The sequence below is a fragment of the Bradyrhizobium sp. ARR65 genome, assembly GCF_000472385.1.
Lineage (GTDB): Bacteria > Pseudomonadota > Alphaproteobacteria > Rhizobiales > Xanthobacteraceae > Bradyrhizobium.
Genome location: NZ_AWZU01000001.1, coordinates 18237 through 41468, shown reverse-complemented (window position 1 = coordinate 41468; position 23232 = coordinate 18237). Strand labels below are relative to the sequence as shown.

The window sequence follows — 23232 nt, the reverse complement described above, 5'->3', positions numbered from 1 at the left end:
CTGGCTATAGTCCGCCCGCTTCGCGACACAGGCCCTTTGGCCGAGGCTCGCCGAAGGCCCCTGTGGCGGAACTGGTAGACGCGCTCGACTCAAAATCGAGTTCCGCAAGGAGTGCTGGTTCGATTCCGGCCAGGGGCACCAACCGCCTTCGCCAGGCTTCGGCGGACAGGCCCTTCGCCGCTCCGCGGCTTTGGCTGGGCAAGCCCCGTTTGGATCTCTGCTTCAGGCGGTCGATCCGTCATCCTGAGGCGCTCGCGCCAGCGAGCCTCGAAGGATGAACGGCCCCGTTGCCGCAGCCGGGCCGTCTCCTTCGAGGCTCGCTCCGCTCGCGCCTTCAGGATGACGGTATCAATGCCCGTGCGCGCGGCAAGCAGATTCCTGCTTTGACTGTCAAACGACCAAATGGCGGATGCGATCGTATTGAACGCGTCCCACGTACCTACCGCAGCATCGCCTGCAGGCTGGCGGCCTCCTGTGCCGCGAGCGGCGGGTTGGCTTCGGTGAAGAGGTTGCGGCGCGCCTCATAGAACTCGAGCACACGCTGCGCGGTGCGCTGTTCGAGCCGTTCGAAATTTTCGCGGGCGCGCTCGATGTCTAGTTTCGATAGCCGCCGCTCGGCCACCGTCATCAAGAGCAGCGCCTTCGCGGTAGCCCAGGAGCAGCCCGCCGCTTTCGCGATCACCTGGATCGCGCCCGGATTCTCGTTAAGCACGGCCCGCTCGACCATCTCGATATGACAGCCGGCAAGCGCCGACAGCATCGTCACGGTCTTTTCAAAGTCCTGCGCGCGCGCGGCGGCGTGGACGTCCGCTTCGCGCAGCTCCTTCCAATCGGTGAGCCGCTTGACCCGGTGCTTGGCCTTGACATGATCCTGCGACTTCCTACGCACCTCGACGTTGATGTCGTCGATCACCTCCGTCACGGCGCCATGCACGACATCGGCCAGTTTCGGATTGGCCGCGATGATCTTGCTGCACACCGAGGCGGAGGCGGTTTCGAGAAGCTTCAGCAGATGATGGCGGGGGATGTCCCGACGCGCACCCACATGCGCCGCAAGCTGCTGGTCGTGACCGGAGCGCACGACGAGCGCGCGAAAACCGTTGTCCGAGATGCGGGCGCCTTCGTTCCTGGCGACGGCGTGAACCACCTTGGGCTCGCCGCGCTCGATCAGGACATCGGTGATCGCTTCACTGATCGTCTCGCGCTGCGCAATCGCGTAGAGATGTCCCTGGCTCTGGGTGCTTGCACTCGCGATCAGATCCGACTCGCTGAGCGCGTTCGATTCCGTGAGCACGGGAGCCGCGACCGCGACCGATTCGTCCAAAGCGAAGGCGCGCACCAGCGCCGACGGTGCATTCGAGTCCGTGGCAAAGCGGCGGGCAAGCTTGATCCGGGTCCTGAGCTCGATGACCTCGACCAGGACCTTGAAGACATCGTCGAACAGCTCGATCTGCCGCTTGGAATAGCGCGCCGAGCCGGCCAGAAACAGATCGGTGATGCGCGTCAGCGCTTTGAGTTGCCGTTTGGTCGAGCCGGAGGTCGTCGCATCCTGCACGTCGCGGATCAGAGAATAGAACATCGTCATAGCGTGGTCTCGTCAGGCATTTTCGCCCTAAGGCGAGAGGAGAGAGGTATTTAGTGGTAGCGGCCGCGCGTGAAAATTATGGGTTCGAGCTCTCTCGGAGATGATTTAAATTGTAGCGATTGCCTCAACCTCCGGACTACCGGACTCTCTCCGTCGCAAGCTCCGGTCTGTTCAGGACGACATTTGTTGAAACATTTCGGTTCGATTGCAGCAGCTCGCAGAACGAGTTTCGCTTCGCTCACCCATCCTCCGGCGTGGCTTAGCTACCGCCCATGATGTCGGTCGACGTCGCAAGAGCCTTTCCGGGTGCCAGGGCACGCACTCGCCCTCAATCATCCGAATCGAACATCCTCATCGGCGGGGCATAGAAGCGCGGGGATTCGTCGTAATATCCCGGCCCGCGCTCGGCGTCGCGATAGCGGGACCGATAACGGCGATCGGAATAGGTCCAGTCGCCGTCGCCGCGACCGTTCCCCGCCTGTTGATCGAAGCTGTCCTGGTCCTGCTGGTCGCGGCGATGACGATGCGCCCAACGCTGCGCCCGCTCGCTGCGCCGCCGATCGGTCTGACGCTTCAGATCGGCGTCGCCGGCCTTGGCGTAGGCGTCTTCAGGTGCGGAGACCGACTTGGCCGTCGCCGCCTCGGGCGGCTGCGCCTCTTGCGTAGCCTGCTTCGTTGGCGCCGCCTCGGCGGACCTTGCTGGCTGATCGGCTGACGCCTTCGCCTCCGCCGCTTGGGCCGGAGCCGGCGTGGTATTGCCGCGATCGGCCCGGCGATCCTGCGCCGGCCCCCTGCCATCGACCGCCGGATCGATGAAGGCCAAGCTCGCGCCGACATAAGCCAGCGGAGCGGACGCGGGCATCGGCGGCGCGCGCTCATCGAGGGTGGCCGCTTCCACGCCGTATTTCGGCGCGTGCGGATTCATGACATTGGCGATCCAAAACCCGCCGCCCAGGCCGCCTGCAATGGCAAGACCCACCGTTCCGATCCCCCCGAAGAAAGCAGTCGAAGCGCGCATGGTCGCCTCCTCGTTGCTCGCGGGCAAACGTTCGAACTTTCCCGATGTTCCGGCAACGGCTGACGTCCCGCCCTCCCGATCACGATCCCATGATCATGGGGCAGCAAAGCCTGCTGTCGAAGATGGAGATGTCCCGGCGAAGGCCGGGCCTATACCCACAGGCCGGTGTCAATTTGCTTGCGAGCTGGCGGTTACGCTTTTCTCCGCGCCAACTGCGGCCTGTGGTTATGGGTCGCGGCTCTGCGCGCTGATGCGCTTGGCCGGGACGAGCGGTGGGGGTGAAAGGCCAGGACGAACGGGTAGCTCGCGCGGGCTGCCGACGCCTCAAATCGCGGCGGCCACTTTTTCCAGGCCGATGACACGGGCGAGCTTGCGCACTTCGTCCTTCTGGTCTTCGCGCAACTGGAACAGCAGCGGCATCGCTGCCGATTTCAATTGCTGCACTTCGGTCGAATCTGGATCGATCGAGCCGGCATTCGCATTTGGATTGACGCGCCGCGCGGCTTCGATCTTGCGGGCAAGAGCGTGCAGCGCTTGCTCGACACCGGGCCAATAATATTCCTGGTCGGGCGTCAGTCTTAAGCGCGCCTTGATGCCGGCGATCTGGGCGTCGGATAGCAGCGCGTATTTCTCCGGCCGTGGATGGCTCGCAACCTTCGGCTTGGGCGGCGCGGGCGGCTCGGACGGTGTTGCGGCCGCGGCGGGCTCCGACGACGGCGCCACGGCGGGCAGCATCGCCACCGCCTTGGCGGCTTCGATATCGGCATCGCCGGTGGAGGCATAGGCCTGCCGCAACGGCTCGGTCTGGGCGGCCGTCTCCGCCGGTGCGGCGGGCGCCTGCGGCAGCGAGGCGACGACCGTCAGCTTGTCCTGCTTGGCCTCGCGATTGGCGACCACCGCCTTCAGGTCAGGCACGGAAGCGGCCAGCCCAGCCTCGGGAATGCTGTCGCGGGCCAGGATGCTGGCGGCTGCAGCCCCGACTACGAGGAAGCAGGTCAGGGCGAGGAGTGTGATGGCCTTGGTCAAACAAGTCTCCGTCCCGGTCGGCAATCGACCGTCTTCTGACGAAAAAGTGAGCATTAATTAAGGCTTAAACGGGCCATCGTTGCGGCAAAGGCACACTTGAGACCCGTCGAAGTCGCCGAAAGGCCGGCCGCTCAGGCGACGGCGGCCAGCTCATAGGCGTCCTGGATATCGGCGACGATATCGGAGGCCTCGAACAGCGCGCGCGGCTCGACCGAATGCAGGCTCACGGTCCAGTTGCTCCCCTTCCTGGTGCGGGGCGTCTTGAGGACGTCGAAGCGCACACTGCGGCACAGCGGATGGCGCTGCAGCGCGTGGAAGACGCGAATCCTGAGCTCGTCGAGCGTCGCAGGCGTTTTGGCAACAAGGGTCTCCGGTCCCATCGCGCATCCCTCTTCTCGTCCCGAGCGCCGACCGACGGGCGCGGGCGTTCGGGAGGATTGTCGGGGCGGGCTGGTTAATGCCGCGTTAAGGTTAAAACAAGCTGGCGCGGCAATTCAGGCGCGTAAGTCCTGGGACCGGCTCGTGCGATATTCAGCCAGCGTCCGGGCAACAAGCTCATCGACCGACAGCACCTCTGTCACGCCCGAGGTCGCGTGCCCGGCGCTCCAGATATCGCGCCAGCGTTTGGGGCGATTTTCAACGTCGATATCCCTGCCGATCTCGATCACGCCATGCGCAGGCAGATTATCGGGATCAAGGCCCGCGGCGACGATCGACGGCTTCAGCATGTTGGTCTGCAGGCCCGTAAAAGCGCTGGTGAGTAGAATATCGTCGGCACTGCTTTGCACCAGCATCGCCTTGTAGCGCTCATCGGCCATGCTCTCGCGCGTGGCGATGAACCGGGTGCCCATATAGGCAAGATCGCAAGACAGCGCTTGCGCGGCGCGCAGCGCGTGGCCGTCGCTGATGCCGCCGGCGAGCACGAGCGGACCGCCGAAAAACGCTCGCACCGCGCGCACAAAGGCGAACGGATTGAGCCAGCCGGTCTGGCCGCCGGCGCCGGCCGAGAGCAGCACCAGCCCGTCCGCGCCGGCTTCCAACGCGCGCTCGGCATGGCGGATGGACGCGACGTCGGCAAACACCAAGGCGCCGGCATCATGCAACGGCTTGAGCACGGGCGCGGGCGAGCCGACCGAGGTGATGACGAGTTCGGGCTTGTATCGCAGCAGCACGGCGAGATCGTCGTTCAGCCGCGCGTTGGAGCGGTGCACGATCAGGTTCGGGCAGAGGGGAGCGGCGGGCTTTCCGTCTGCATCCTCATGGCGCTGCAGCCGGGTCTCGATCTCGCCAAGCCATGCATCGAGCTGCTCAGGCGCGCGGCAATTCACGGTAGGAAAAGCGCCGATCACGCCGTTGCGGCAGGCCGCCACGACCAGCTCGACGCCTGAGACCAGAAACATCGGCGCGGCGATCAGTGGCAGGCTTAAGCGCGCGCGAAAACGCGAGAGCGGATCGTGGTGCGGCGGAGCAGGCGGCAAATTTGTTTTTCCGGCTTGAACAGGAATGCTAGCTTTTGCGGCGAAGTTTGGCACGTTCGAAGGCCGGGCACAAAGTCGACCACCGTCATTCCGGGGCGGTGCGCAAGCACCGAACCTGGAATCTCGAGATTCCGGGTTCGCGCTCACGCGCGCCCCGGAATGACGGGCGGTAACGACCAAAGAGGCAGGGAGGACATTCTTGATGAGCAACCCGCTCTACGCGTTTCCGACCGTCGGCGAGCAGACGTTGCGGGCGTTGGCACGTTACCCGTCCCGCAATGCCTTTAGCTGGCCCGGCGGATCGATCACCTATCAAGGCGCGACCGACCTGATCGGCCGCATCCAAGCCGTCTTCACAAGGCTAGGCCTGCAGCCGGGCGCGCGCGTGGCGTTTCTGACCGCCAACCGCGCCGACACCTGGTGCGCCGGCGTCGCCGCGCAACTGGCAAGGCTCGCGATCACATGGCTGCATCCGCTGGCCTCGCTGGAAGACCAATTGTTTCAGATCGAAGATTCTGAAGCGCAGATGCTGGTGGTCGATGCGGCGGCCTTCCGCGACCGCGGCGGCGAGCTCGCCGCTAAGGCAAGCGGCATCGGGACCGTGTTCACGGTGGGACCGGCCGATTACGGCATCGACCTCCTGCAGGCGATCGAACAGGCGGGCAGTGCCAGCGCGCGATGTCTTGCCAACCCTGACGATGTCGCCAGTCTCAACTACACCGGCGGCACGACGGGGAAATCGAAGGGCGCGCTGCGTCGTCATCGCGAATATGGCGGATTTGCCGGCGCGATCCTGGCCGATTTCGAGATCCCCGAAGCAGCGCGCTATCTGACCGTTGCTCCGATCAGCCATGTCGCGGGCACAAAAGTGCTGCCGACGCTGATGCGCGGCGGTACCGTGCATATGCTCAGGGGTTTTGATCCCGAAGCCGTGTTCAAGACCATCGCGCGCGAGCGGATCAACTTTACGCTGTTCGTGCCGACCATGATCTATGTGCTGCTCGATCACCCCGCGCTTGACAAGACCGAGCTCTCCTCGCTCGAACTCGTGCTGTATGGCGCCTCCGCGATGTCGCCGTCGCGACTATCGGAAGCTTTGCAGCGGATCGGGCCGGTGTTCTCGCAGCTCTATGGCCAGACCGAATGCTATCCGGTGTCGGTGCTGCGCAAGGCTGATCATGATCCGAAGACGCCCGAGCTGTTTCTATCCTGCGGCTTTCCGATCGCCGCGTGCGATGTCAGGATTCTCGACGATGACGACCGTGAGGTGAAGCCTGGCGAGCCGGGCGAAATCTGCGTCCGCGCCCAGCATGTGATGGCCGAATATTGGAAGCGGCCGGAGACCACGGCAGAGACGCTGAAGAACGGCTGGCTGCACACAGGCGACATCGCCACGGCCGACGAGCGCGGCTACATGTACATCCTCGACCGCAAGAAGGACATGATCGTCTCCGGCGGCTTCAATATCTTCCCGCGCGAGGTCGAGGACGTGCTCTCCCAGCATGACGACGTCGCGATGGTCGCGGTGATCGGCGTGCCCGATGACAAATGGGGCGAGGCGGTCACCGCGGTCGTCGTGCCGCGCGAGGGCACGCGTCCCAATGCGGACGAGTTGATCAGCCTGGTGAAAGCGCGCAAGGGCTCGGCGCATGCGCCGAAGCGGATCGAATTCGTCGATAAATTGCCGATGACCGGCGTCGGCAAGGTCGACAAGAAAGTCCTGCGCGCGAGCTTCTGGGCCGGCCGCGAGCGGATGGTGGGTTAGATTTCTAAAATCCTGTTACCGTCACCCCCGTGCAAACGGCTTTGCCGTTTGTCGCTGGAGACGCTCGCGAAGCGAGCCTCGAAGGGCGACGGCCCGGCTCTCGCGGCGGGGCCGTTCATCCTTCGGGCCGCGCTTCGCGCGGACCTGGTGGCTTGCACCTAAGGACGACGGATCAAACAGGGTTGCGCGGTGGGCAAAGCGCGGCGTGCCCACCCTACAATCAAGGCGCGGGCAACCACGGCCGCCTTACCGCTTCTCGATCACCAGGCTCTGCACGGCGCGGCCGAAATAGCCCTGTTCGTCAGCGAGGCGCGCCATGGCGAGACCGGCGCCGTCGCGACCGATCCAGGATTCGCCATCGAGCAGGATCCACTCGCCGACCGGCTGCCGCGCCATGCTGACAGTGAGGTCGGCGTTGAGAAAGGTCCATTCGCGAAAATCGAGCACGGTCGAGGTGCCGTTGGCGAAGTCGGCGGCGGCGACCGCTCGCATGGCCTGCGACACCGAGAAACCTTCGACCAGCGGTCGGTCGACGCGGTACCAGATCGCCGCCTTCCCCGGAACGCCGAACCGGCCGCGCGCGGCGCGCAGGGACATGCCCGTCACGAACGGGCTGCTGGAGAATCTTGCGGGATCTTCCGGCGACTCGGCTGGCCCCGGGAGTTCGACCTTTTCCTCTCCAAGCTCAGCCGGCAGCGGCTGCGGCTGAACCTTGATCTTGAGCACGGTCGCGGCCACCACAAGCGTGTCCTCCGCCAGCAGCCTCACGGCGCAAAGCTGGATCTTGCGACCCTCGCGCAACACGTCCGTTTGCAGCCTCAAGGGCGACAACGGCACCGGCCGCATCAAATCGATTGTCACGCGTGCAACGCGCATCTCGATGGGCGCAGCAATCCGCTCGGCCGCCCACACCGCGAGCGAGGCCGGCGCAGAGCCGTGCTGCATGCGCGGATTCCACGGACCGGCGGCATGGGGACTGACAAGGACGCGATTGCCCTCGACGCGATAGATGGCTTCCATCGATCAGGCCGCCATCGCAAATCTGGCCACGTCCGGCGCGAGCTCAGCTCGCCGCGCGCAACGGTTCGTTCGGCAGTTCGATATCCACTTCCAGCGTCGAGACATGTTTTCCTTTTTCCATCCGAACCACGACCTTGTCCGGATCGAGCGTAACATGCCGCGAGACCACCGCGAGAATTTCCTCGCGCAGGCGCACCAAAAGATCGGGCTGACCGACCAGGCCGCGTTCATGCGCAAGCAGGATTTGCAGCCGCTCGCGCGCCACCGCTGCGGTCGAAGAGTTGCGGCTGGAAAACAACCGCAGGAAACCCATGCTCATGCAGCCCTCCGTCGTAGCAGAAGCTTCATCAGACCCTTGCGCTCGGCCGGCACCTTCATGGTGACCGTTTCGCCCAACAGCCGCTTGGTCGCATCCATGTAGGCACGCGCCGCGCTGGTCGACGGACCGTTCAGGACAACGGGGCAGCCGACATTGGACGCGCGCAAGACATCCTGGCTCTCGGGGATGATGCCGAGCAGCGGGGTGGCCAAGATTTCCAGCACATCCTCGATGGCAAGCATTTCGCCGCGCGCGGCGCGGGCCGCATCAAAGCGGGTGATCAGGATGTGCTTGGTCACCCGCTCGCCCTTCTCGGCCTTGACGGTCTTGGAATCGAGCATGCCTATGATGCGATCGGAATCGCGCACCGACGACACCTCGGGATTGGTGACGATGACCGCCTCGTCCGCATAGCGCATGGCAAGGGTGGCGCCGCGTTCGATGCCCGCCGGGCTGTCGCAGATCACCCAGTCGAAGCTTTGCCGGAGTTCGTCGATCACACGTCCCACGCCTTCATCGGTGAGCGCGTCCTTGTCCCGCGTTTGCGAAGCCGGCAGCAGCCAGAGATTCTCCAGCCGCTTGTCACGGATCAGCGCCTGGCTGAGTTTTGCGACCCCCTGCACGACATTGATAAGATCGAAGACCACCCGCCGCTCGGCCCCCATCACGAGGTCGAGGTTGCGCAGGCCGACGTCGAAATCCACCACGACGACCTTCTGCCCGCTCTGCGCAAGCGCGGCGCCGATCGCCGCCGTGGACGTGGTCTTTCCGACGCCGCCCTTGCCCGACGTCACCACAAGCACTTTGGCCATTGCCAACCTCCTTTTACTGTCAGTCATCAAGTAAGCGGCGTGATCCGCATGACCCCGCCGTCAAGCCAGGCCTGCGCGGGACGGTTGCGCAAGGCCTCGTCCAATTCTTCCGCGGTCTGGTAGTAGCCATCGATCGCCAGCAGCTCGGCCTCGATCTTCTGGCAGAAGATGCGCGCGTGAGGATTGCCGTTGACGCCCGCCATGGCGCGGCCGCGCAGTGTCCCGTAGACATGGATGGAACCGCCGGCGACGAGTTCGGCGCCCGAGCCGACCGATCCGAGCACGGTAATGTCGCCATCCGGAAACACCACCGATTGGCCGGAGCGAACCGGGCTGTCGAGCAGGAGCGAGGCCACCTGCGGCCTCACTTCGGGCTTCTCCGGCTCGACCTGCGCGATCTCGCAGACGCGGCCGCCGCTCAGGACCGGCGGCATGGTCGGCGATAGCAGCGACGGATCGACGCCCTCGATGCCGAGAATGCGGATGTTCTTCTTTTCCAGGCTGACGATGAGATGGGCGATCGCGGAGCGGCTGAGCTCCACGGCGGAGAGGTCCAGCACCACCGGCTTGCCGACGAAGAAGCCGGGCGAGCGGGACAACGTCGCGTCGAGCTCGGCGAGCCAGTCGACGATCGGGACGACCGGCGTGAAAACAAATGCCAGATAGGAGCGGCCTCGCAGGCGAACCGGCTGGGTTACGGGCTCCGCAATAGCGTCCATGACTGTCGACTCGCCATCCTTAGTGAATGGTTAAGAATCGACCCGTCATGGTTAATGAACGTTTAAGATTCGGCGGATCCCACAAGGCGGAATTGTGAAAAAAGCTCGGCCGCCCACCCACCCTTAGAGTGGCGGATCGACCGCCTCGTCGTATTCCTTCTTGAAGCGGGCGATCAGCTCGGCGGCGGGGACGATCTTACCGATCGAGCCGACGCCTTGGCCCGATCCCCAGATCTCCTTCCAGGCCTTTGGCTTTGCCCGCTCGCCGGAGGCATCGGTGCCAAAGCTCATCTTGGAGGGGTCGGAAGTCGGCAGGTTTTCCGGATCCATGCCGGCGGCCACGATCGAAGGCTTCAGGTAGTTGCCGTGCACGCCGGTGAACAGGTTGGAATAGACGATGTCTTCGGCGCCCGAGGTGGTGATCATCTCCTTGTAGCGATCCGCCGCATTGGCCTCCTCCGTCGCGATGAAGGCCGACCCGATATAGGCGAAGTCGGCGCCGAGGATGCGCGCGGCGCGAATGGCCTTGCCAGTGGCGATCGCCCCCGAGAGCGCGATTGGCCCATCGAACCACTGCCGCGTCTCGGCTACAAAGGCAAAGGGCGAAATGGTGCCGGCATGACCGCCGGCGCCCGCCGCCACCAGGATCAGCCCGTCGGCGCCCTTCTCGATCGCCTTGCGGGCAAATTTCTGGTTGATCACGTCGTGGAAGACGATGCCGCCCCAGCCATGCACCGCCTGATTGAGCTCCTCGCGCGCGCCGAGCGAGGAGATGATCATCGGCACCTTGTGCTTCTCGCAGAGCGCAAGATCGTGCTCGAGCCGGTTGTTGGATTTGTGCACGATCTGGTTGACCGCGAACGGCGCCGAGGGCGCGTCCGGATGCGCCCGATCGTAGGCCGCGAGTTCCTCCTTGATGCGTGCGAGCCACTCGTCGAGCAGCGCAGCAGGCCGCGCATTCAGCGCGGGAAACGAGCCGACCACGCCGGCCTTGCACTGCGCGATCACGAGATCGGGCACGGAAATAATGAACAACGGCGAACCGATCACGGGAATCGAGAGGCGGCCCTTGAACAAGGCGGGCATGGACATGCGCGAAAGATCCTTTTGCTTATTCCGGGACACGGGATGTCTTTCCAGTGTAAAGATGCCAGACATCGTGCCAACAGCGCAACTGCCGAAGAGCGGTAATCGGAGCAAGGTCCGCGGCCGCCATGATCGCGTTGTCCAGATCGTACCGGGCCGCACTTCGCGCGGGCCCGGTGGCTCGCGCCTCCAGCGACAAATGGCGAAGCCATTATGCGGGGATGACGGTGTGGATCGGCGAGGAGAAGACGCTCGTGCGGGCGAGCGAGGAGCAGCACCTACTGGCACAGCGCGCTCGTCACATAATTGTCCGTGCGGCAGTCGTCAGGTTTGCGGGCGCGACCGGGGATCAGGACCTTGGCCGAGCAGGTTTGTGCGGAATCGGTGCTGAGGCTTTTGCCTTCCTTGAAGCCTTTGCTTTGGCAGAGCTTGTCGGCGCCGAGTTTGCAATCCGGCGTTCCATTGGCCGCGACGGGGCAGACGATGCGACCCGAGATCATCGAGCCGGGGCCCGTGAAGCGCGACAGCGCATCGCCTGCGCCTTTGGCGACATCTTTGGCGCGGGCGTTCAGATCATCGATGGTCTCGCTGGGGCTCTTGATCTTCGGCACGATTTTGTCGAACAGCTTGCCCATCTCGTTGATCAGGCCGGGATTCTCTTTGGGCATCGGCGGCACCGGCTCGCTCTGCGGCTGCGGAGAGATCGTCGGCGGGCCCGGCTCCTGCAGGCCGAGGCTCGGCTGCGCCGGCGCGTTCTGCGAACGGGCCGGACCGCCCATGCTCAGCATCGACAAAACGACAATGGCGCCCAAGCTTCTCAAATGCAGCGCCCAAAACGGCCAGAACCAGCAATCATTGCGCCGACCGTAACCGAAAGCCGGCACACCGGCAAAGCGATCGGTGGCCGCCCTTAGAGCAGCCAATAGACAATGACAAAGCCGAGCACGAGCACCGCTGCGCCCAGCAGCACCCAGAAAGTGAGATGCTTTTCGATCCTGACCCGGATCCAGTCGCCATAGCGATTGAGCAGCACCGCGGCGACGAAGAAGCGTCCACCGCGGGCGATGATCGAGCACACCACGAACAGCCAGATGTTGAAGCCGGCAAAGCCTGAGGTGATGGTCACGAGCTTGTAGGGGATCGGGGTCAGCCCCTTGCCGATGATGATTAAGGCGCCCCATTCCGCGTAGGACGCGCGAAATGCTTCGACCTTGTCGGAGAGGTGATAGAACTCGATCAGCCAATGACCGAGCGAGTCGTAAAGCAGTGCGCCGATGGCATAGCCGAGCATGCCGCCGAGCACCGAGGCCGCGGTACAAACCGACGCATAGAGCCAGGCCCGCTGCGGCCGCGCCAGCGACATCGGGATCAGCATCACATCCGGCGGCACCGGAAAGAAGGAACTTTCCGCGAATGCTACGCTCGCCATGATCCACAGCGCATAAGGCTTGTGCGCGGCGTCGATACACCAGTCATAGATACGTCTGAGCATGGCGCGATGAACCACCATGGGACGAATTTGTCCATGGCAAGATGGAAGAATTTGATCGTGACACTGGCGCATGACGCGGACCCGAAAGGGCCGCGTCAGCGCAATGTGAATGCCGGTCTTCGCAAAAGACCATGTCCGATCAGAATGCTAGAGCACGATGACGGCTCATTGCGGTCTAATGCCGCTTGCGCAGATTCCGGCCTTCCAGCGCGACGATTGGCCGCCTTGTGACCCTGGTCGACGCCGGCTTGGGTAGTTTGAGCGGCGATTTCGGCATCTTCTCGGCAATCCCAAGCAGATTTTCGCGCCGTTCCATCTCCCGCCAGACGTCGGCGGGCCGGACGCCGGCCGCCGCCCACAGCACGGCAAGGTTATAGAGCAGATCGGCGCTTTCGCGGATCACCGCGTCCGGGTCGCCATGGATGGAGTCGATCGCGACCTCGATGGCCTCCTCGGCCACCTTCTTGGCCATCTTGGACGGGCCGCGCTGAAACAGCCGCGCGGTGCGCGACCTCGAGGGGTCCAGATGTTTGGCGGCGAGGACCGCCTGATAGAGCCGTTCGATCGAATCAGTCATGGCAACACTGACAATAGTCGAAAGCGATGGCCGGCGTGTTAACGCGGAGCATCAAGAAGCACCAAAAGACAGAAAAATCCGCCAGCCGCATGAACTGCAACCGGCGGATCACGAAGGGGAGGAAGCCGTTTACCAGCGGATATTCACTGCTTGCTTTTACGCCTGATTTGACGCGCGCAAAACCGTACAAGTACGGTCACCGTATTCGACGGGACCACGACAAGACCATCGCGATCGTGACGGGTTCCAGCGCGGCCGCGCCGCCGCCAAGCGGCCAATTGCGAAAACGTGACATCGCCTGCTCATGAAGCGTTCACATTTGGGGCGGCAGAATGCTGTCCGCGTGTTCTTCTCGACACCGCCGTCGGCCTCTCCGGTGTAAACAACATGGGCACGAGCCGAACAGACGCATTTCACCGCTTTCTAGGCCTGCTCATGGGTCTGTTGACCCTCGCCTTCACAGGCCTGATCACGGCGCAAGCCGCCGAGGACAAAAAGCCGCAGACCTCCGTTCAGCTCAGCTTCGACCGTCCGCTCGATGCCAGCATGGCACCTTTCGTCGCAGCCTCGAGCGGCGGTCTGTTCGGCAAGGAAGGCTTTGACGTCAGCTTCAATTTTGCAAGCGGCTCGCCGGACGCGATCGCGCGTGTGGCTTCAGGGAGCAGTGAGTTCGCCTTGGTCGACATCAACGAACTGGTTCGCTTCCACGGCAAGGCCGACGCGCCGCCGATCAAGGCGGTGTTCGTGCTGTTCAACCAGGCCCCCTACGCGATCGTCGCGCGCAAAAGCCGAGGCATTCGCACGCTCGCCGACGTCGAGGGCAAGACGCTCGGAACGGCTGAAAGCGACTTGTCGTTCCATCTGTGGCCGGCGCTCGCGCGCCAGAACGGCATCAAGCCGGCCAACGTGAAAGTGTACCGGATGAGCGCGGCGGTGCGCGAGCCGATCCTCTCCGCGGGACAAGTCGATGCGGTGGCCGGCTTCTCATATCTCTCCGCCGTCAACCTGCGCGACCGCGGCGTTCCCGCAAGCGACCTCGCCGTGCTGCGTTATGCAGACTATGGCTGCGAGGCCTATGGCTTCGCCATCATCGTCAACCCGGCCTTTGCAGCGACCAGGCCCGATACGGTCAAAGCCTTTGTGCGCGCGGTGATCGGCGGCATCCACCTCGCTATCAAGGAGCCGGAGCGCGCCGCGGACGAGGTCGTCGCCCGCATGGATGGCGGCCAGCGCGACCTCGAACTTGAGCGGCTGCGCACCGTGATCGCCGACAATATCCTCACCACCGAGGCCAAACGCAACGGCATCGGCGGCATCGACCCGGCGCGCTTCGAGCGGGCAATCGACCAAATTGGCGAGGACTTCAAGTTTCACAAACGGCCATCGGCAGCGGACATCTTCGACGACAGCTTCCTGCCACCGGTCCGCGTCCGGCTGATCAATTGAGCTACCGCTACCATGCAATCCTCGATTAGAATGCGAGCACGGCCCTTTTCCGGGCAGGCTTTCGAATCTTGACGGCATGTCTCTGTTTCGCCTTTACACCCGCGTGCTCGAACTGCTCGGCAAGGAGACGCGGCTCGCCATCATCCTGGCCGTGGCCAATCTGATCCTTGCGGCGGCACAGTTCGCCGAACCGGTGCTGTTCGGCCGCATCGTCGACGTGCTCTCAAGCACAACGGCTCAATCCGCATGGCCTCTGCTGGGAGCCTGGGTGGCATTCGGGTTGTTCACCATGGCAGCAGGTGCGGCGGTAGCCTTGCATTCCGACCGCCTTGCGCATCGCCAGCGCCAGGCGGTGCTATCAAGCTATTTCGAACATATTCTGCAGTTGCCGCTGACCTTCCATACCGGCACGCATTCGGGCCGGTTGATGAAGGTCATGGTCAACGGCACCGATGCGCTGTGGCGGCTCTGGCTCGGCTTCTTCCGCGAGCATTTTGCCGCCATCCTGTCGGTGATCGTGCTATTGCCGCTGTCGCTCGTCGTCAACTGGCGGCTTGCCATTCTTCTGTTCCTGCTCTGCATCGTCTTCACGGCGATCACCACCTTCGTGGTGCGCAAGACCTATGGCATGCAGAGCCAGGTCGAGGAGCACTATAGCGACCTCTCGGCGCGCGCCTCCGATGCCATCGGCAACATCGCGCTGGTGCAAAGCTTCGTGCGGGTCGAGGCCGAGGTGCAGGGCCTGCGCTTCCTCGCCGACAATCTGCTGTCGGCGCAGATGCCGGTGCTGTCGTGGTGGGCGCTGGTCACCATCATCACCAAGGCCTCCACCACCCTCACCGTGCTGGCGATCTTCACGCTCGGCATCGCGCTGCACCAGCAGGGTCTCACCTCCGTCGGCGAGATCGTGATGTTCGTTTCCTTCGCCACCATCCTGATCCAGAAACTCGAGCAGGTGGTCGCCTTCGTCAACAATTTGTTCATGGAGGCGCCCAAGCTGCAGGAATTTTTCAAGGTGTTGGACCAGGTGCCGGCGGTGCACGACCGCGCCGACGCGATCGATGTCGGGCGGCTTGCGGGCCTCGTCGAATTCCATGACGTCACGTTTTCCTACGACGGCAAGCGATCGGCGGTTGCGGACCTTTCGTTTAGCGCTCTGCCCGGCCAGACCATCGCGCTGGTCGGCCCGACCGGCGCCGGCAAATCCACCGCGATCGCGCTGCTACATCGTGCATTCGATCCGCAATCCGGCTTCATCAAGATCGACGGCATGGACGTGCGCGGGTTGAAGCTGGCGGCGCTGCGGCGAAACATCGGCGTGGTGTTCCAGGAGGCGCTCCTGTTCAACCGCTCGATCGCCGACAACTTACGTGTCGGCAGGCCGGATGCGACCGAGGAGGACTTGCGCAAGGCGGCCACGCGCGCCCAGGCGCTAGAGTTCATCGAGCGGGCCGAGCACGGCTTCGACACCAATGTCGGCGAACGCGGACGGCTGTTGTCCGGCGGCGAGCGGCAGCGGCTGTCGATCGCGCGGGCCCTGCTGAAAGACCCGCCGATCCTGATCCTGGACGAGGCGACATCCGCGCTCGACGCGGTGACCGAGGCCAAGGTCAACGCCGCTCTCGATGAAGTGATGAAGGGCCGCACCACCTTCGTGATCGCGCACCGGCTCTCCACGATCCGCCATGCCACACGCATTCTCCTGTTCGAAAACGGACGCGTGATCGAAAGCGGAACTTTCGATGAACTTGTCGCGAAAGGCGGCCGTTTTTCGGAACTCGCGCGGGCGCAATTCATGCTGCAGGGTGCGCAGCAACCCGGCACACAAAAACCCGAAAGTGGAGCCGCCGCTGTGCAGGCTTAGGTCATTGGCCGAAATTCGGCCCGCTTCGGCGTCGAATTAGTCGCGCTAGCCTCTGTTCTGGACGGCCGAGCCGGTATAGGTTTGCATCACTGTGCCCGCCGGCGCCGGACACGCTTGAAACCCGAACGTCACATCCGGGACCTCCTCTTCTCCTCAAGGATTCAAGAGCGGGTCTCAAAGCACCGGAATCGGATAGTGCCTCTTCTTCGCACCTCGCTCTTTCGTATTTGGTTTCGCAAGGCATCGCTGAGCGGCATCCTTCTCGCGGCCGTGCTCGCGCTGGTCGCGCCGCGGCTCGCCTACGCCGAAGCGCATCTGCTGATCGAGGCCGATACCGGAAAGGTGCTGGAGGCCGAGAACGCGACGATGCCGTGGTATCCGGCCTCCGTCACCAAGATCATGACCGCCTATGTCACGCTGAAGGCGGTCAAGGACGGCAAGATCACGCTCGATACGCTGCTCACGGTGTCGCCGACAGCAGCCTCGCAATCGCCGTCGAAAATGGGCTTCAGGCCGGGCACCCAGGTCACCGTCGATAACGCGCTGAAGATGATGCTGGTGAAGTCGGCGAACGACATGGCCGTCGTCCTCGCCGAAGGCGTGGGCGGCTCGATCGACGATTTCTGCGCAATGATGAACGAGACCGCGCGAAAACTCGGCATGACGCAGACGAGCTACGTCAACCCGAACGGCTTGCCCGCCGATGGCCAGATCACCTCGGCGCGCGACCTCGGAATCCTGGCGCGCGCGTTCCTGCACGACCTGCCGGAATACGAGTACTTCGTGCACATTCCGGCCATCCGCTTCGGCCACAGGGTCACGCAAAACTTCAACAAGCTGATCGGCCGCTATCCCGGCGCCGATGGCTTCAAGACTGGGTTCATCTGTGCCTCCGGCTATAATCTCGTGGCCTCCGCGACGCGCAATGGCAAGCGGCTGATCGCGGTGGTGCTGGGCGCCTCCTCGGGCCAGATGCGCGCGGTGCGCGCCGCGCAGATGCTGGAGCGCGGCTTTGCGTCCAACTCGCTCGCCTGGCTGCGCCCCTCGCTCGGCAAGGTGGAGGACCTCGTGCCGGTGGACACCTCGCCGCCCAACCTGCGCGACGAGATGTGCGGCGGCAAGCGCCACAAGCCGGCCAGCGACGAGGACGACACGGTCGCAAGCAACAGCGGAACGCCCGGCAGCGGCGACTCCAACCTGATGTTCTATACTTCGGGGCTGCAGCCGCAGGTCGCCAACGTGGCCGCTTTGATAGCCGCACCGGCCGACGCGGCAGAGCCGGTTGTGGTCTACACCGGGCCGACCCGGAGCGGCGCGGACCTGATCGCCGCTGTGTCGGCCGACGCCGACAGTCAGAATCAGAATCCCAGGCATGCTGCCAAGAGTAACGGCGCCAAGAACAAGAAGTCGCGGGTCGCGGCAACCAAGCCGGATGCCGCCGTCGAACCAAAGGCCGACGCCAAGGCCAACGGCAAGGACTCCAAGGCCACAGGCAAGGACGCGAAAACCGAACCGAAGGCGGCCGCAAAACCCGCCGCCATCAAGCACGCCAACGCCAAGCCCGATGCGTCGGCCAAGCCCGCATCTGACAAGCCCGCGGCGAGCGGCGGCAGCACGGCCGCCAAACCGGCCAAGCCGAAATCGGTGGCGGCCAAGCCCAAGGCGGCAACGGGCGAGTCGAAGCCCGCGCCGAAGGGCTCCTCATCCGACGGCAAGCCGGCGAGCTGAGCGCTCTCGGGCGCGGCCGTGCCAATGCATGCGCCGGCCGCGCAATGGCTTAAATCAAGGCATCAAGCGAAAATCCGCGTAAGTTCCCCGGCGGCTTGCCATGGGCTCCGCCATGGCCCAATACTGCGCCAAAACAGGCCCTCCGCATCGAAGATGCCGGAGTGAGCCGATCAATCAGAAGGGAAGGCCATGGAGCGGATCTGGCTCAAGCAATACCCACCCGGCGTGCCCGCCGATATCGACCCCAGCCAGTACGCCTCACTGGTCGATCTCCTGGAAGAGAGCTTTGCGAAGTTCGCGGACCGCAGGGCCTTCATCTGCATGGACAAGTCGATTAGCTACCGCGATCTCGACGAGATGTCGGCCTCGCTCGCCGCCTATTTGCAAAGCAAGGGCCTGGCCAAGGGCGCCCGTGTCGCGCTGATGATGCCCAACGTGCTGCAATATCCAGTTGCGATCGCGGCCGTGCTGCGCGCCGGCTTCGCCGTCGTCAACGTCAATCCGCTCTACACCCCGCGCGAGCTCGACCACCAGCTCAAGGATTCCGGCGCTGAAGCCATCATCGTGCTGGAGAATTTCGCGCATGTAGTGCAACAGGTGCTGCCGCAGACCCAGGTCAAGCACGTGATTGTTGCCAGCATGGGCGACCTGCTCGGCTTCAAGGGCGTGATCGTTAACCTGGTGGTGCGGCGGGTGAAGAAAATGGTGCCGGCGTTTTCGATTCCACGCGCCGTCCCTTTCAACGATGCGCTCGCCGCGGGGCGCAACCTGCCCTTCTCCAAAGCCAAGATCGGCCCCGACGACGTCGCCTTCCTGCAATATACCGGCGGCACGACCGGCGTTTCCAAGGGAGCGACGCTGCTCCATCGCAACATCGTCGCCAATGTGCTGCAGAACGATGCCTGGCTGCAGCCGGCGCTTAGTCGGCCGCCGCAGATCGACCAGCTCCTCGTCGTCTGCGCGCTGCCGCTCTACCATATCTTCGCGCTGACGGCCTGCTATCTGTTGGCACTGCGCGCCGGCGGCGCCAATCTGCTCATCCCCAATCCGCGCGATATTGGCGGCTTCATCAAGGAATTGATGAAGTACCAGGTCAACAGCTTCCCGGCGGTGAACACGCTCTATAACGGGCTGATGCACCATCCCGATTTCGCCAAGGTCGATTTCTCCAAGCTGAAGATCTCGAACGGCGGCGGCATGGCGGTGCAGCGCCCGGTGGCCGAGCAGTGGAAGAAGATCACCGGCTGTCCAATCGCCGAAGGCTACGGCCTGTCGGAGACTTCGCCGACGCTCACCTGTAATCCGGCGACGGCGACCGAGTTCAACGGCTCGATCGGCATTCCCGTGCCATCGACCTCTATCTCGATCCGCGACGATGATGGCAACGAGGTGCCACTTGGGCAGCCCGGCGAAATCTGCGCTAGGGGACCGCAGGTGATGTCGGGCTACTGGAACCGGCCGGACGAGACCGCCAAGGTGATGACCGCGGACGGCTATTTCCGCACCGGCGATATCGGCGTGATGGGACCCGACGGCTTCATCAAGATCGTCGACCGCAAGAAGGACATGATCCTGGTCTCGGGCTTCAACGTCTATCCGAACGAGATCGAGGAAGTGATCGCAAGCCACCCGGGCGTTCTGGAATGCGCCGTGATCGGCGTGCCCGACGAGAAATCGGGCGAGGCGGTGAAGGCTTTCGTGGTGAAGAAGGACCCGAACGTTACTGCGGAGGAGATCACCAAATTCTGTCACTCGCAACTGACCAACTACAAGGTGCCCAAGCACATCGAGTTCAGGACCAATCTGCCCAAGACAAATGTCGGCAAGATCCTGCGCCGCCAGTTGCGCGAGGAGAAGAGCGCGGCGGCGGCGGCGTGAGTGCCGCCATTCACCCCGTCATTCCGGGGCGGTGCGACAGCACCGAACCCGGAAATCTCGCTCCACAACCTCTAGATTCCGGGTTCGCTCGCTCTGCGAGCGCCCGGAAATGACGGTGACTGTGTCACGCGCCCGAAGTGATTTCCTCCTCGTCCAAAATACATTAAAACTCCGCCGCCCCAAGAAGGAGAGATGACGATGACCATTCAAGTTGGCGACAAGCTGCCGCAAGCTCAATTCCGCATCATGACGGCGGACGGCATCCAGGTCAAAACCACCGACGATATTTTCAAGGGCAAGAAGGTGGCGCTGTTCGCGGTGCCCGGCGCCTATACCGGCACCTGCCACAAGATGCACCTGCCCAGCATTTTCCTGAACGCTTATGCGATCAAGGACAAGGGCGTCGATACCATCGCCATCGTCTCCGTCAACGATGCCTTCGTCATGAATGCCTGGAAGCGCGACACCGACCAACGCGATGAAGCCGTCTTCCTCGCCGACGGCAATGCCGATTTCACCAAGGCCATCGGCATGGAGCTCGATGCCTCCGCCAACGGGCTGGGCATCCGCTCCAAGCGCTATTCCATGCTGGTCGAAGACGGCGTGGTGAAGAAGCTCAATCTCGAGCCCGCCCCTGGCAAGGTCGAGGTCTCCGGCGGCGACACGCTGCTGGCGCAGCTCTAGTTTCTTTGTCGTCATTCCGGGGCGATGCAAAGCATCGAACCCGGAATCTCGAGTTTTCCGGGGCTCGCCTCGAAGCCTGTCATCGGACCGCGCTTTGCGCGGCCCCGTTGGAGGCGCCCCGGAATGACGAGCGATCGCCTACTCCCTCACCCGCTGCTGCATGCGCGCCATGGCGATGCCGTCGCGGGCAAGCTGGTCGGCGCGCTCGTTCTCGTCGTGGCCGGCATGGCCCTTGACCCAGTGCCAATGCACCTGATGCGGCTTGAGCGCGGCATCGAGCCGCTGCCATAGCTCGACATTCTTAACGGGCTTCTTGTCTGCGGTACGCCAGCCGTTGCGCTTCCAGCCATGGATCCAGCCGGTGATGCCTTGGCGCACATATTGGCTGTCGGTGTAAAGCTCGACCTCGCAGGGTTTTTTCAAAGCCTCCAGCGCCGAGATCGCCGCCATCAGCTCCATGCGATTGTTGGTGGTGTGGAGCTCGCCGCCTTTCAATTCCTTCTCGACTTCGCCGAACCGCAGGATCGCGCCCCAGCCGCCCGGGCCCGGGTTGCCGGAGCAGGCGCCGTCGGTATAGACGGTGACCCTGGGCAGCGCGCTCACGCCACCAGCCCCGCCGCGAGTCCGTAATCGCGCACGCTGTTCACGCTCTGATGGAAGCGCAGCTTGCGGACATATTCGAGCGGATCCTTGGGCTTGACCAGCGCGCCCGGCGGCACGTTCAGCCAGTCGACCAGCCGCGTCAAAAGAAAGCGGATCGCCGCCCCACGCGCGAGCAGCGGCAACGCGTCCTGCTCGGCATCGGTCAACTTGCGCTCGCGGCCATAGGCCGACAGGAAGGCGCGTGCCTTGGTGACGTTGAAGGAATGATCGGCCTCGAAGCACCAGGCGTTCAGGCAGATCGCCACATCATAGGCGAGGATGTCGTTGCAGGCGAAGGTGAAATCGATGATGCCGGAGAGCTGATCGCGAAGGAAGAAGGCATTGTCCGGAAACAGGTCGGCGTGAATGACGCCTTCAGGCAGATTGCTCGGCCACACGCCGCTTTCGAGAAAATCGAGTTCAGTGGCGAGAAAGTCGCGCAAACCCGGCTGCACCTCGTCGGCGCGCGCCTTCGCGGCGTCGAACAGCGGCCGCCAGCCCGCAACCGACAGAGCATTCGCCCGCGACATCGCAAAATCGCGGCCCGCCAGGTGCATTTTCGCGAGCGCCTGGCCGACGCCGGCGCAATGGGTTGCGTTCGGCTTGCGCGGCCAGATGCCTTCCAGGAAGGTGATGATCGCCGCAGGCCTGCCTGCGAGCTCGCTCAGCGCCTCGCCGCCTCTGTTCGTCACCGGCTGCGGGCAATTGATGCCGTGGGCGGCGAGATGCGTCATCAGGCCGAGAAAGAACGGCAGATCACCTCGCGCGACGCGCTTCTCATAGAGCGTCAGGATGAAGGAGCCCTTGGAGGTGTGCAACAGGAAATTGGAATTCTCGACGCCTTCGGCGATCCCCTTGTAGGACAGGAGATCGCCGAGGTCGTACTGGCTCAAGAATCCGGCAAGCTCGTCGGCGGCGACGTCGGTATAGACCGCCATGTGGTTTACGCCGCGTCGGGCCGCACCGAACGCGGCAGCGGAAAGAACTCGTTCTCTTCCGCGGCCGACACCGTCTCCACATGCAACTGGTAGCGCTCGGCGAAGGCGTCCATGATCTCCTCGACAATAACCTCCGGTGCGGAGGCACCCGCGGTGATGCCGAGGCTCTTGATGCCGTCAAAACGCTTCCAGTCGATATCGCTGGCGCGCTGGGCCAGGACCGCAATCGGGCAGCCCTCGCGTTCGGCGACCTCGCGCAGGCGTTGCGAGTTCGACGAATTGGGCGCGCCGACCACGATCAGTGCATCCACGACAGGCGCCACCTTCTTCACCGCGAGCTGGCGATTGGTGGTGGCGTAGCAGATGTCTTCCTTGTGCGGCCCGGAAATGTTCGGGAAACGCCCCTTGAGGATGGCGACGATATCGGCGGTGTCGTCGATCGAGAGCGTGGTCTGGGTCACAAAGGCGAGGTTGTCGGGGTCCTTGGGGGTGAAGGTCTGGGCATCTTCGGCGGTCTCGATCAGGGTCACCGCGCCCGCGGGCAACTGGCCGAGCGTGCCGACCACCTCCGGGTGATGGGAATGGCCGATCAGAAGGATCTCGCGGCCGCGCTTGAAGTGGATCGCCGCCTCCCGGTGCACCTTGGTGACCAGCGGGCAGGTGGCGTCCAGTGAAAAGAAATTGCGCTCCTGCGCCTCGGCGGGAACCGATTTCGGCACGCCATGGGCGGAAAACACCACAGGTGCATTGGTATTATCGGGGATTTCAGCGAGTTCCTCGACGAAAATGGCGCCCTTCTTCTTGAGGCCGTCCACGACGTATTTGTTGTGAACGATCTCGTGGCGCACATAGACCGGGGCGCCATAGATGGTCAGGGCCCGTTCCACGGTATCAATCGCCCGCACGACCCCGGCGCAGAAGCCCCGTGGCGAGCAAAGCACGATTTTCAGGTCTGGTTTGGCTGGCATGGGAGCGATCTCGGGACCGAATCACCCCTCACCGGCGGGCCAGGGACGGTCGACACGGCCTAGGACTTGGGACTGCTTTCAGGCGCTGTCAAGGCAATTTGTGACGCATGATCCGGAAAAGTGGGTACCGGTTTTTCGAAAAGATCTTGCGCAATCAAAAAGCTAGTCCGCGAGGAGCATCCTCGCG

At 63.7% G+C, this 23232-nt stretch carries 23 protein-coding genes and 1 tRNA gene; 8 read left to right on the top strand and 16 right to left on the bottom strand.

Annotation, left to right across the window (positions count from 1 at the left end):
- The first annotated feature begins 56 nt into the window (after window positions 1–56).
- Window positions 57–141 (top strand) — tRNA-Leu (locus tag F758_RS0100210).
- Window positions 142–439: 298 nt separating this feature from the next.
- On the opposite strand, the gene F758_RS0100205 is transcribed toward F758_RS0100210, so the two are convergent.
- From F758_RS0100205 to F758_RS0100185, 5 genes are all read right to left on the bottom strand, one after another.
- The gene (locus F758_RS0100205) at window positions 440–1585 is read right to left on the bottom strand and encodes a DUF2336 domain-containing protein (protein WP_024505949.1); all 1146 of its coding nucleotides are present in this window, start codon (window positions 1583–1585) and stop codon (window positions 440–442) included.
- A gap of 328 nt (window positions 1586–1913) precedes the next feature.
- Window positions 1914–2603 carry a hypothetical protein gene (locus F758_RS43075; RefSeq protein WP_024505948.1) on the bottom strand — a complete coding sequence of 230 codons (690 nt, stop codon included), beginning with the start codon at window positions 2601–2603 and terminating at the stop codon, window positions 1914–1916.
- Between the two features lie 324 nt (window positions 2604–2927).
- Window positions 2928–3629 (bottom strand): hypothetical protein, encoded by a 702-nt coding sequence (locus F758_RS0100195; RefSeq protein ID WP_024505947.1) that lies wholly within the window; start codon window positions 3627–3629, stop codon window positions 2928–2930.
- A gap of 131 nt (window positions 3630–3760) precedes the next feature.
- Window positions 3761–4009, bottom strand: a complete 249-nt coding sequence (locus tag F758_RS0100190) for a hypothetical protein (RefSeq protein WP_024505946.1) — start codon at window positions 4007–4009, stop codon at window positions 3761–3763.
- A 114-nt stretch (window positions 4010–4123) separates the two neighbouring features.
- The gene (locus F758_RS0100185; RefSeq protein WP_024505945.1) at window positions 4124–5107 is read right to left on the bottom strand and encodes an NAD(P)H-dependent flavin oxidoreductase; all 984 of its coding nucleotides are present in this window, start codon (window positions 5105–5107) and stop codon (window positions 4124–4126) included.
- A 202-nt stretch (window positions 5108–5309) separates the two neighbouring features.
- Here F758_RS0100185 and F758_RS0100180 point away from each other — a divergent pair, with 202 nt between their 5' ends.
- Window positions 5310–6872 (top strand): AMP-binding protein, encoded by a 1563-nt coding sequence (locus F758_RS0100180; RefSeq protein WP_024505944.1) that lies wholly within the window; start codon window positions 5310–5312, stop codon window positions 6870–6872.
- 246 nt (window positions 6873–7118) lie between these two features.
- On the opposite strand, the gene F758_RS0100170 is transcribed toward F758_RS0100180, so the two are convergent.
- From F758_RS0100170 to hisE, 8 genes are all read right to left on the bottom strand, one after another.
- Window positions 7119–7892, bottom strand: coding sequence for a thioesterase family protein (locus tag F758_RS0100170; RefSeq protein WP_024505943.1), 774 nt, complete (start codon window positions 7890–7892; stop codon window positions 7119–7121).
- A 43-nt stretch (window positions 7893–7935) separates the two neighbouring features.
- Complete coding sequence (minE, locus tag F758_RS0100165; RefSeq protein ID WP_024505942.1) at window positions 7936–8211, bottom strand: cell division topological specificity factor MinE; 276 nt, start codon at window positions 8209–8211, stop codon at window positions 7936–7938.
- On the bottom strand, window positions 8208–9023 hold the full coding sequence (minD, locus tag F758_RS0100160; RefSeq protein ID WP_024505941.1) for a septum site-determining protein MinD: 816 nt from the start codon (window positions 9021–9023) through the stop codon (window positions 8208–8210). The genes minE and minD overlap by 4 nt, the downstream gene beginning before the upstream one ends.
- 26 nt (window positions 9024–9049) lie before the next feature.
- Entirely contained in the window at window positions 9050–9742 is a 693-nt protein-coding gene (gene minC, locus F758_RS0100155) for a septum site-determining protein MinC (protein WP_024505940.1), read from the bottom strand.
- Window positions 9743–9865: 123 nt separating this feature from the next.
- Window positions 9866–10834, bottom strand: a complete 969-nt coding sequence (locus tag F758_RS0100150; protein WP_024505939.1) for an NAD(P)H-dependent flavin oxidoreductase — start codon at window positions 10832–10834, stop codon at window positions 9866–9868.
- 272 nt (window positions 10835–11106) lie between these two features.
- Window positions 11107–11616, bottom strand: a complete 510-nt coding sequence (locus tag F758_RS0100145; protein WP_051386618.1) for a hypothetical protein — start codon at window positions 11614–11616, stop codon at window positions 11107–11109.
- A 122-nt stretch (window positions 11617–11738) separates the two neighbouring features.
- Window positions 11739–12338 (bottom strand): YqaA family protein, encoded by a 600-nt coding sequence (locus tag F758_RS0100140; protein WP_084304989.1) that lies wholly within the window; start codon window positions 12336–12338, stop codon window positions 11739–11741.
- Window positions 12339–12495: 157 nt separating this feature from the next.
- Window positions 12496–12897 carry a phosphoribosyl-ATP diphosphatase gene (gene hisE, locus F758_RS0100135; RefSeq protein WP_024505936.1) on the bottom strand — a complete coding sequence of 134 codons (402 nt, stop codon included), beginning with the start codon at window positions 12895–12897 and terminating at the stop codon, window positions 12496–12498.
- Between the two features lie 26 nt (window positions 12898–12923).
- Here hisE and F758_RS43070 point away from each other — a divergent pair, with 26 nt between their 5' ends.
- From F758_RS43070 to F758_RS0100110, 6 genes are all read left to right on the top strand, one after another.
- The gene (locus F758_RS43070) at window positions 12924–13205 is read left to right on the top strand and encodes a hypothetical protein (protein WP_035720348.1); all 282 of its coding nucleotides are present in this window, start codon (window positions 12924–12926) and stop codon (window positions 13203–13205) included.
- A 127-nt stretch (window positions 13206–13332) separates the two neighbouring features.
- Window positions 13333–14343: an ABC transporter substrate-binding protein gene (locus F758_RS0100130; RefSeq protein WP_157449801.1), complete on the top strand. Its 1011-nt coding sequence runs from the start codon at window positions 13333–13335 to the stop codon at window positions 14341–14343.
- Window positions 14344–14419: 76 nt separating this feature from the next.
- A complete protein-coding gene (locus F758_RS0100125; protein WP_024505934.1) occupies window positions 14420–16207 on the top strand; it encodes a glucan ABC transporter ATP-binding protein/ permease in 1788 nt (595 codons plus the stop codon).
- A gap of 195 nt (window positions 16208–16402) precedes the next feature.
- On the top strand, window positions 16403–17935 hold the full coding sequence (locus F758_RS0100120) for a serine hydrolase (protein WP_024505933.1): 1533 nt from the start codon (window positions 16403–16405) through the stop codon (window positions 17933–17935).
- 189 nt (window positions 17936–18124) lie between these two features.
- Entirely contained in the window at window positions 18125–19813 is a 1689-nt protein-coding gene (locus F758_RS0100115) for a long-chain fatty acid--CoA ligase (protein WP_024505932.1), read from the top strand.
- Between the two features lie 198 nt (window positions 19814–20011).
- Window positions 20012–20497 carry a peroxiredoxin gene (locus F758_RS0100110; protein ID WP_024505931.1) on the top strand — a complete coding sequence of 162 codons (486 nt, stop codon included), beginning with the start codon at window positions 20012–20014 and terminating at the stop codon, window positions 20495–20497.
- 138 nt (window positions 20498–20635) lie between these two features.
- Here F758_RS0100110 and rnhA read toward each other — a convergent pair whose 3' ends face one another.
- The 3 genes from rnhA to ispH are packed head-to-tail and all read right to left on the bottom strand — an operon-like array spanning window position 20636 to window position 23045.
- Entirely contained in the window at window positions 20636–21100 is a 465-nt protein-coding gene (gene rnhA, locus F758_RS0100105) for a ribonuclease HI (RefSeq protein ID WP_024505930.1), read from the bottom strand.
- Window positions 21097–22077: a homoserine kinase gene (locus F758_RS0100100; protein WP_024505929.1), complete on the bottom strand. Its 981-nt coding sequence runs from the start codon at window positions 22075–22077 to the stop codon at window positions 21097–21099. Before F758_RS0100100 ends, rnhA begins: the two co-directional genes overlap by 4 nt.
- Before the next feature lie 5 nt (window positions 22078–22082).
- Window positions 22083–23045, bottom strand: coding sequence for a 4-hydroxy-3-methylbut-2-enyl diphosphate reductase (gene ispH / locus F758_RS0100095; protein WP_024505928.1), 963 nt, complete (start codon window positions 23043–23045; stop codon window positions 22083–22085).
- Window positions 23046–23232: the final 187 nt, after the last annotated feature.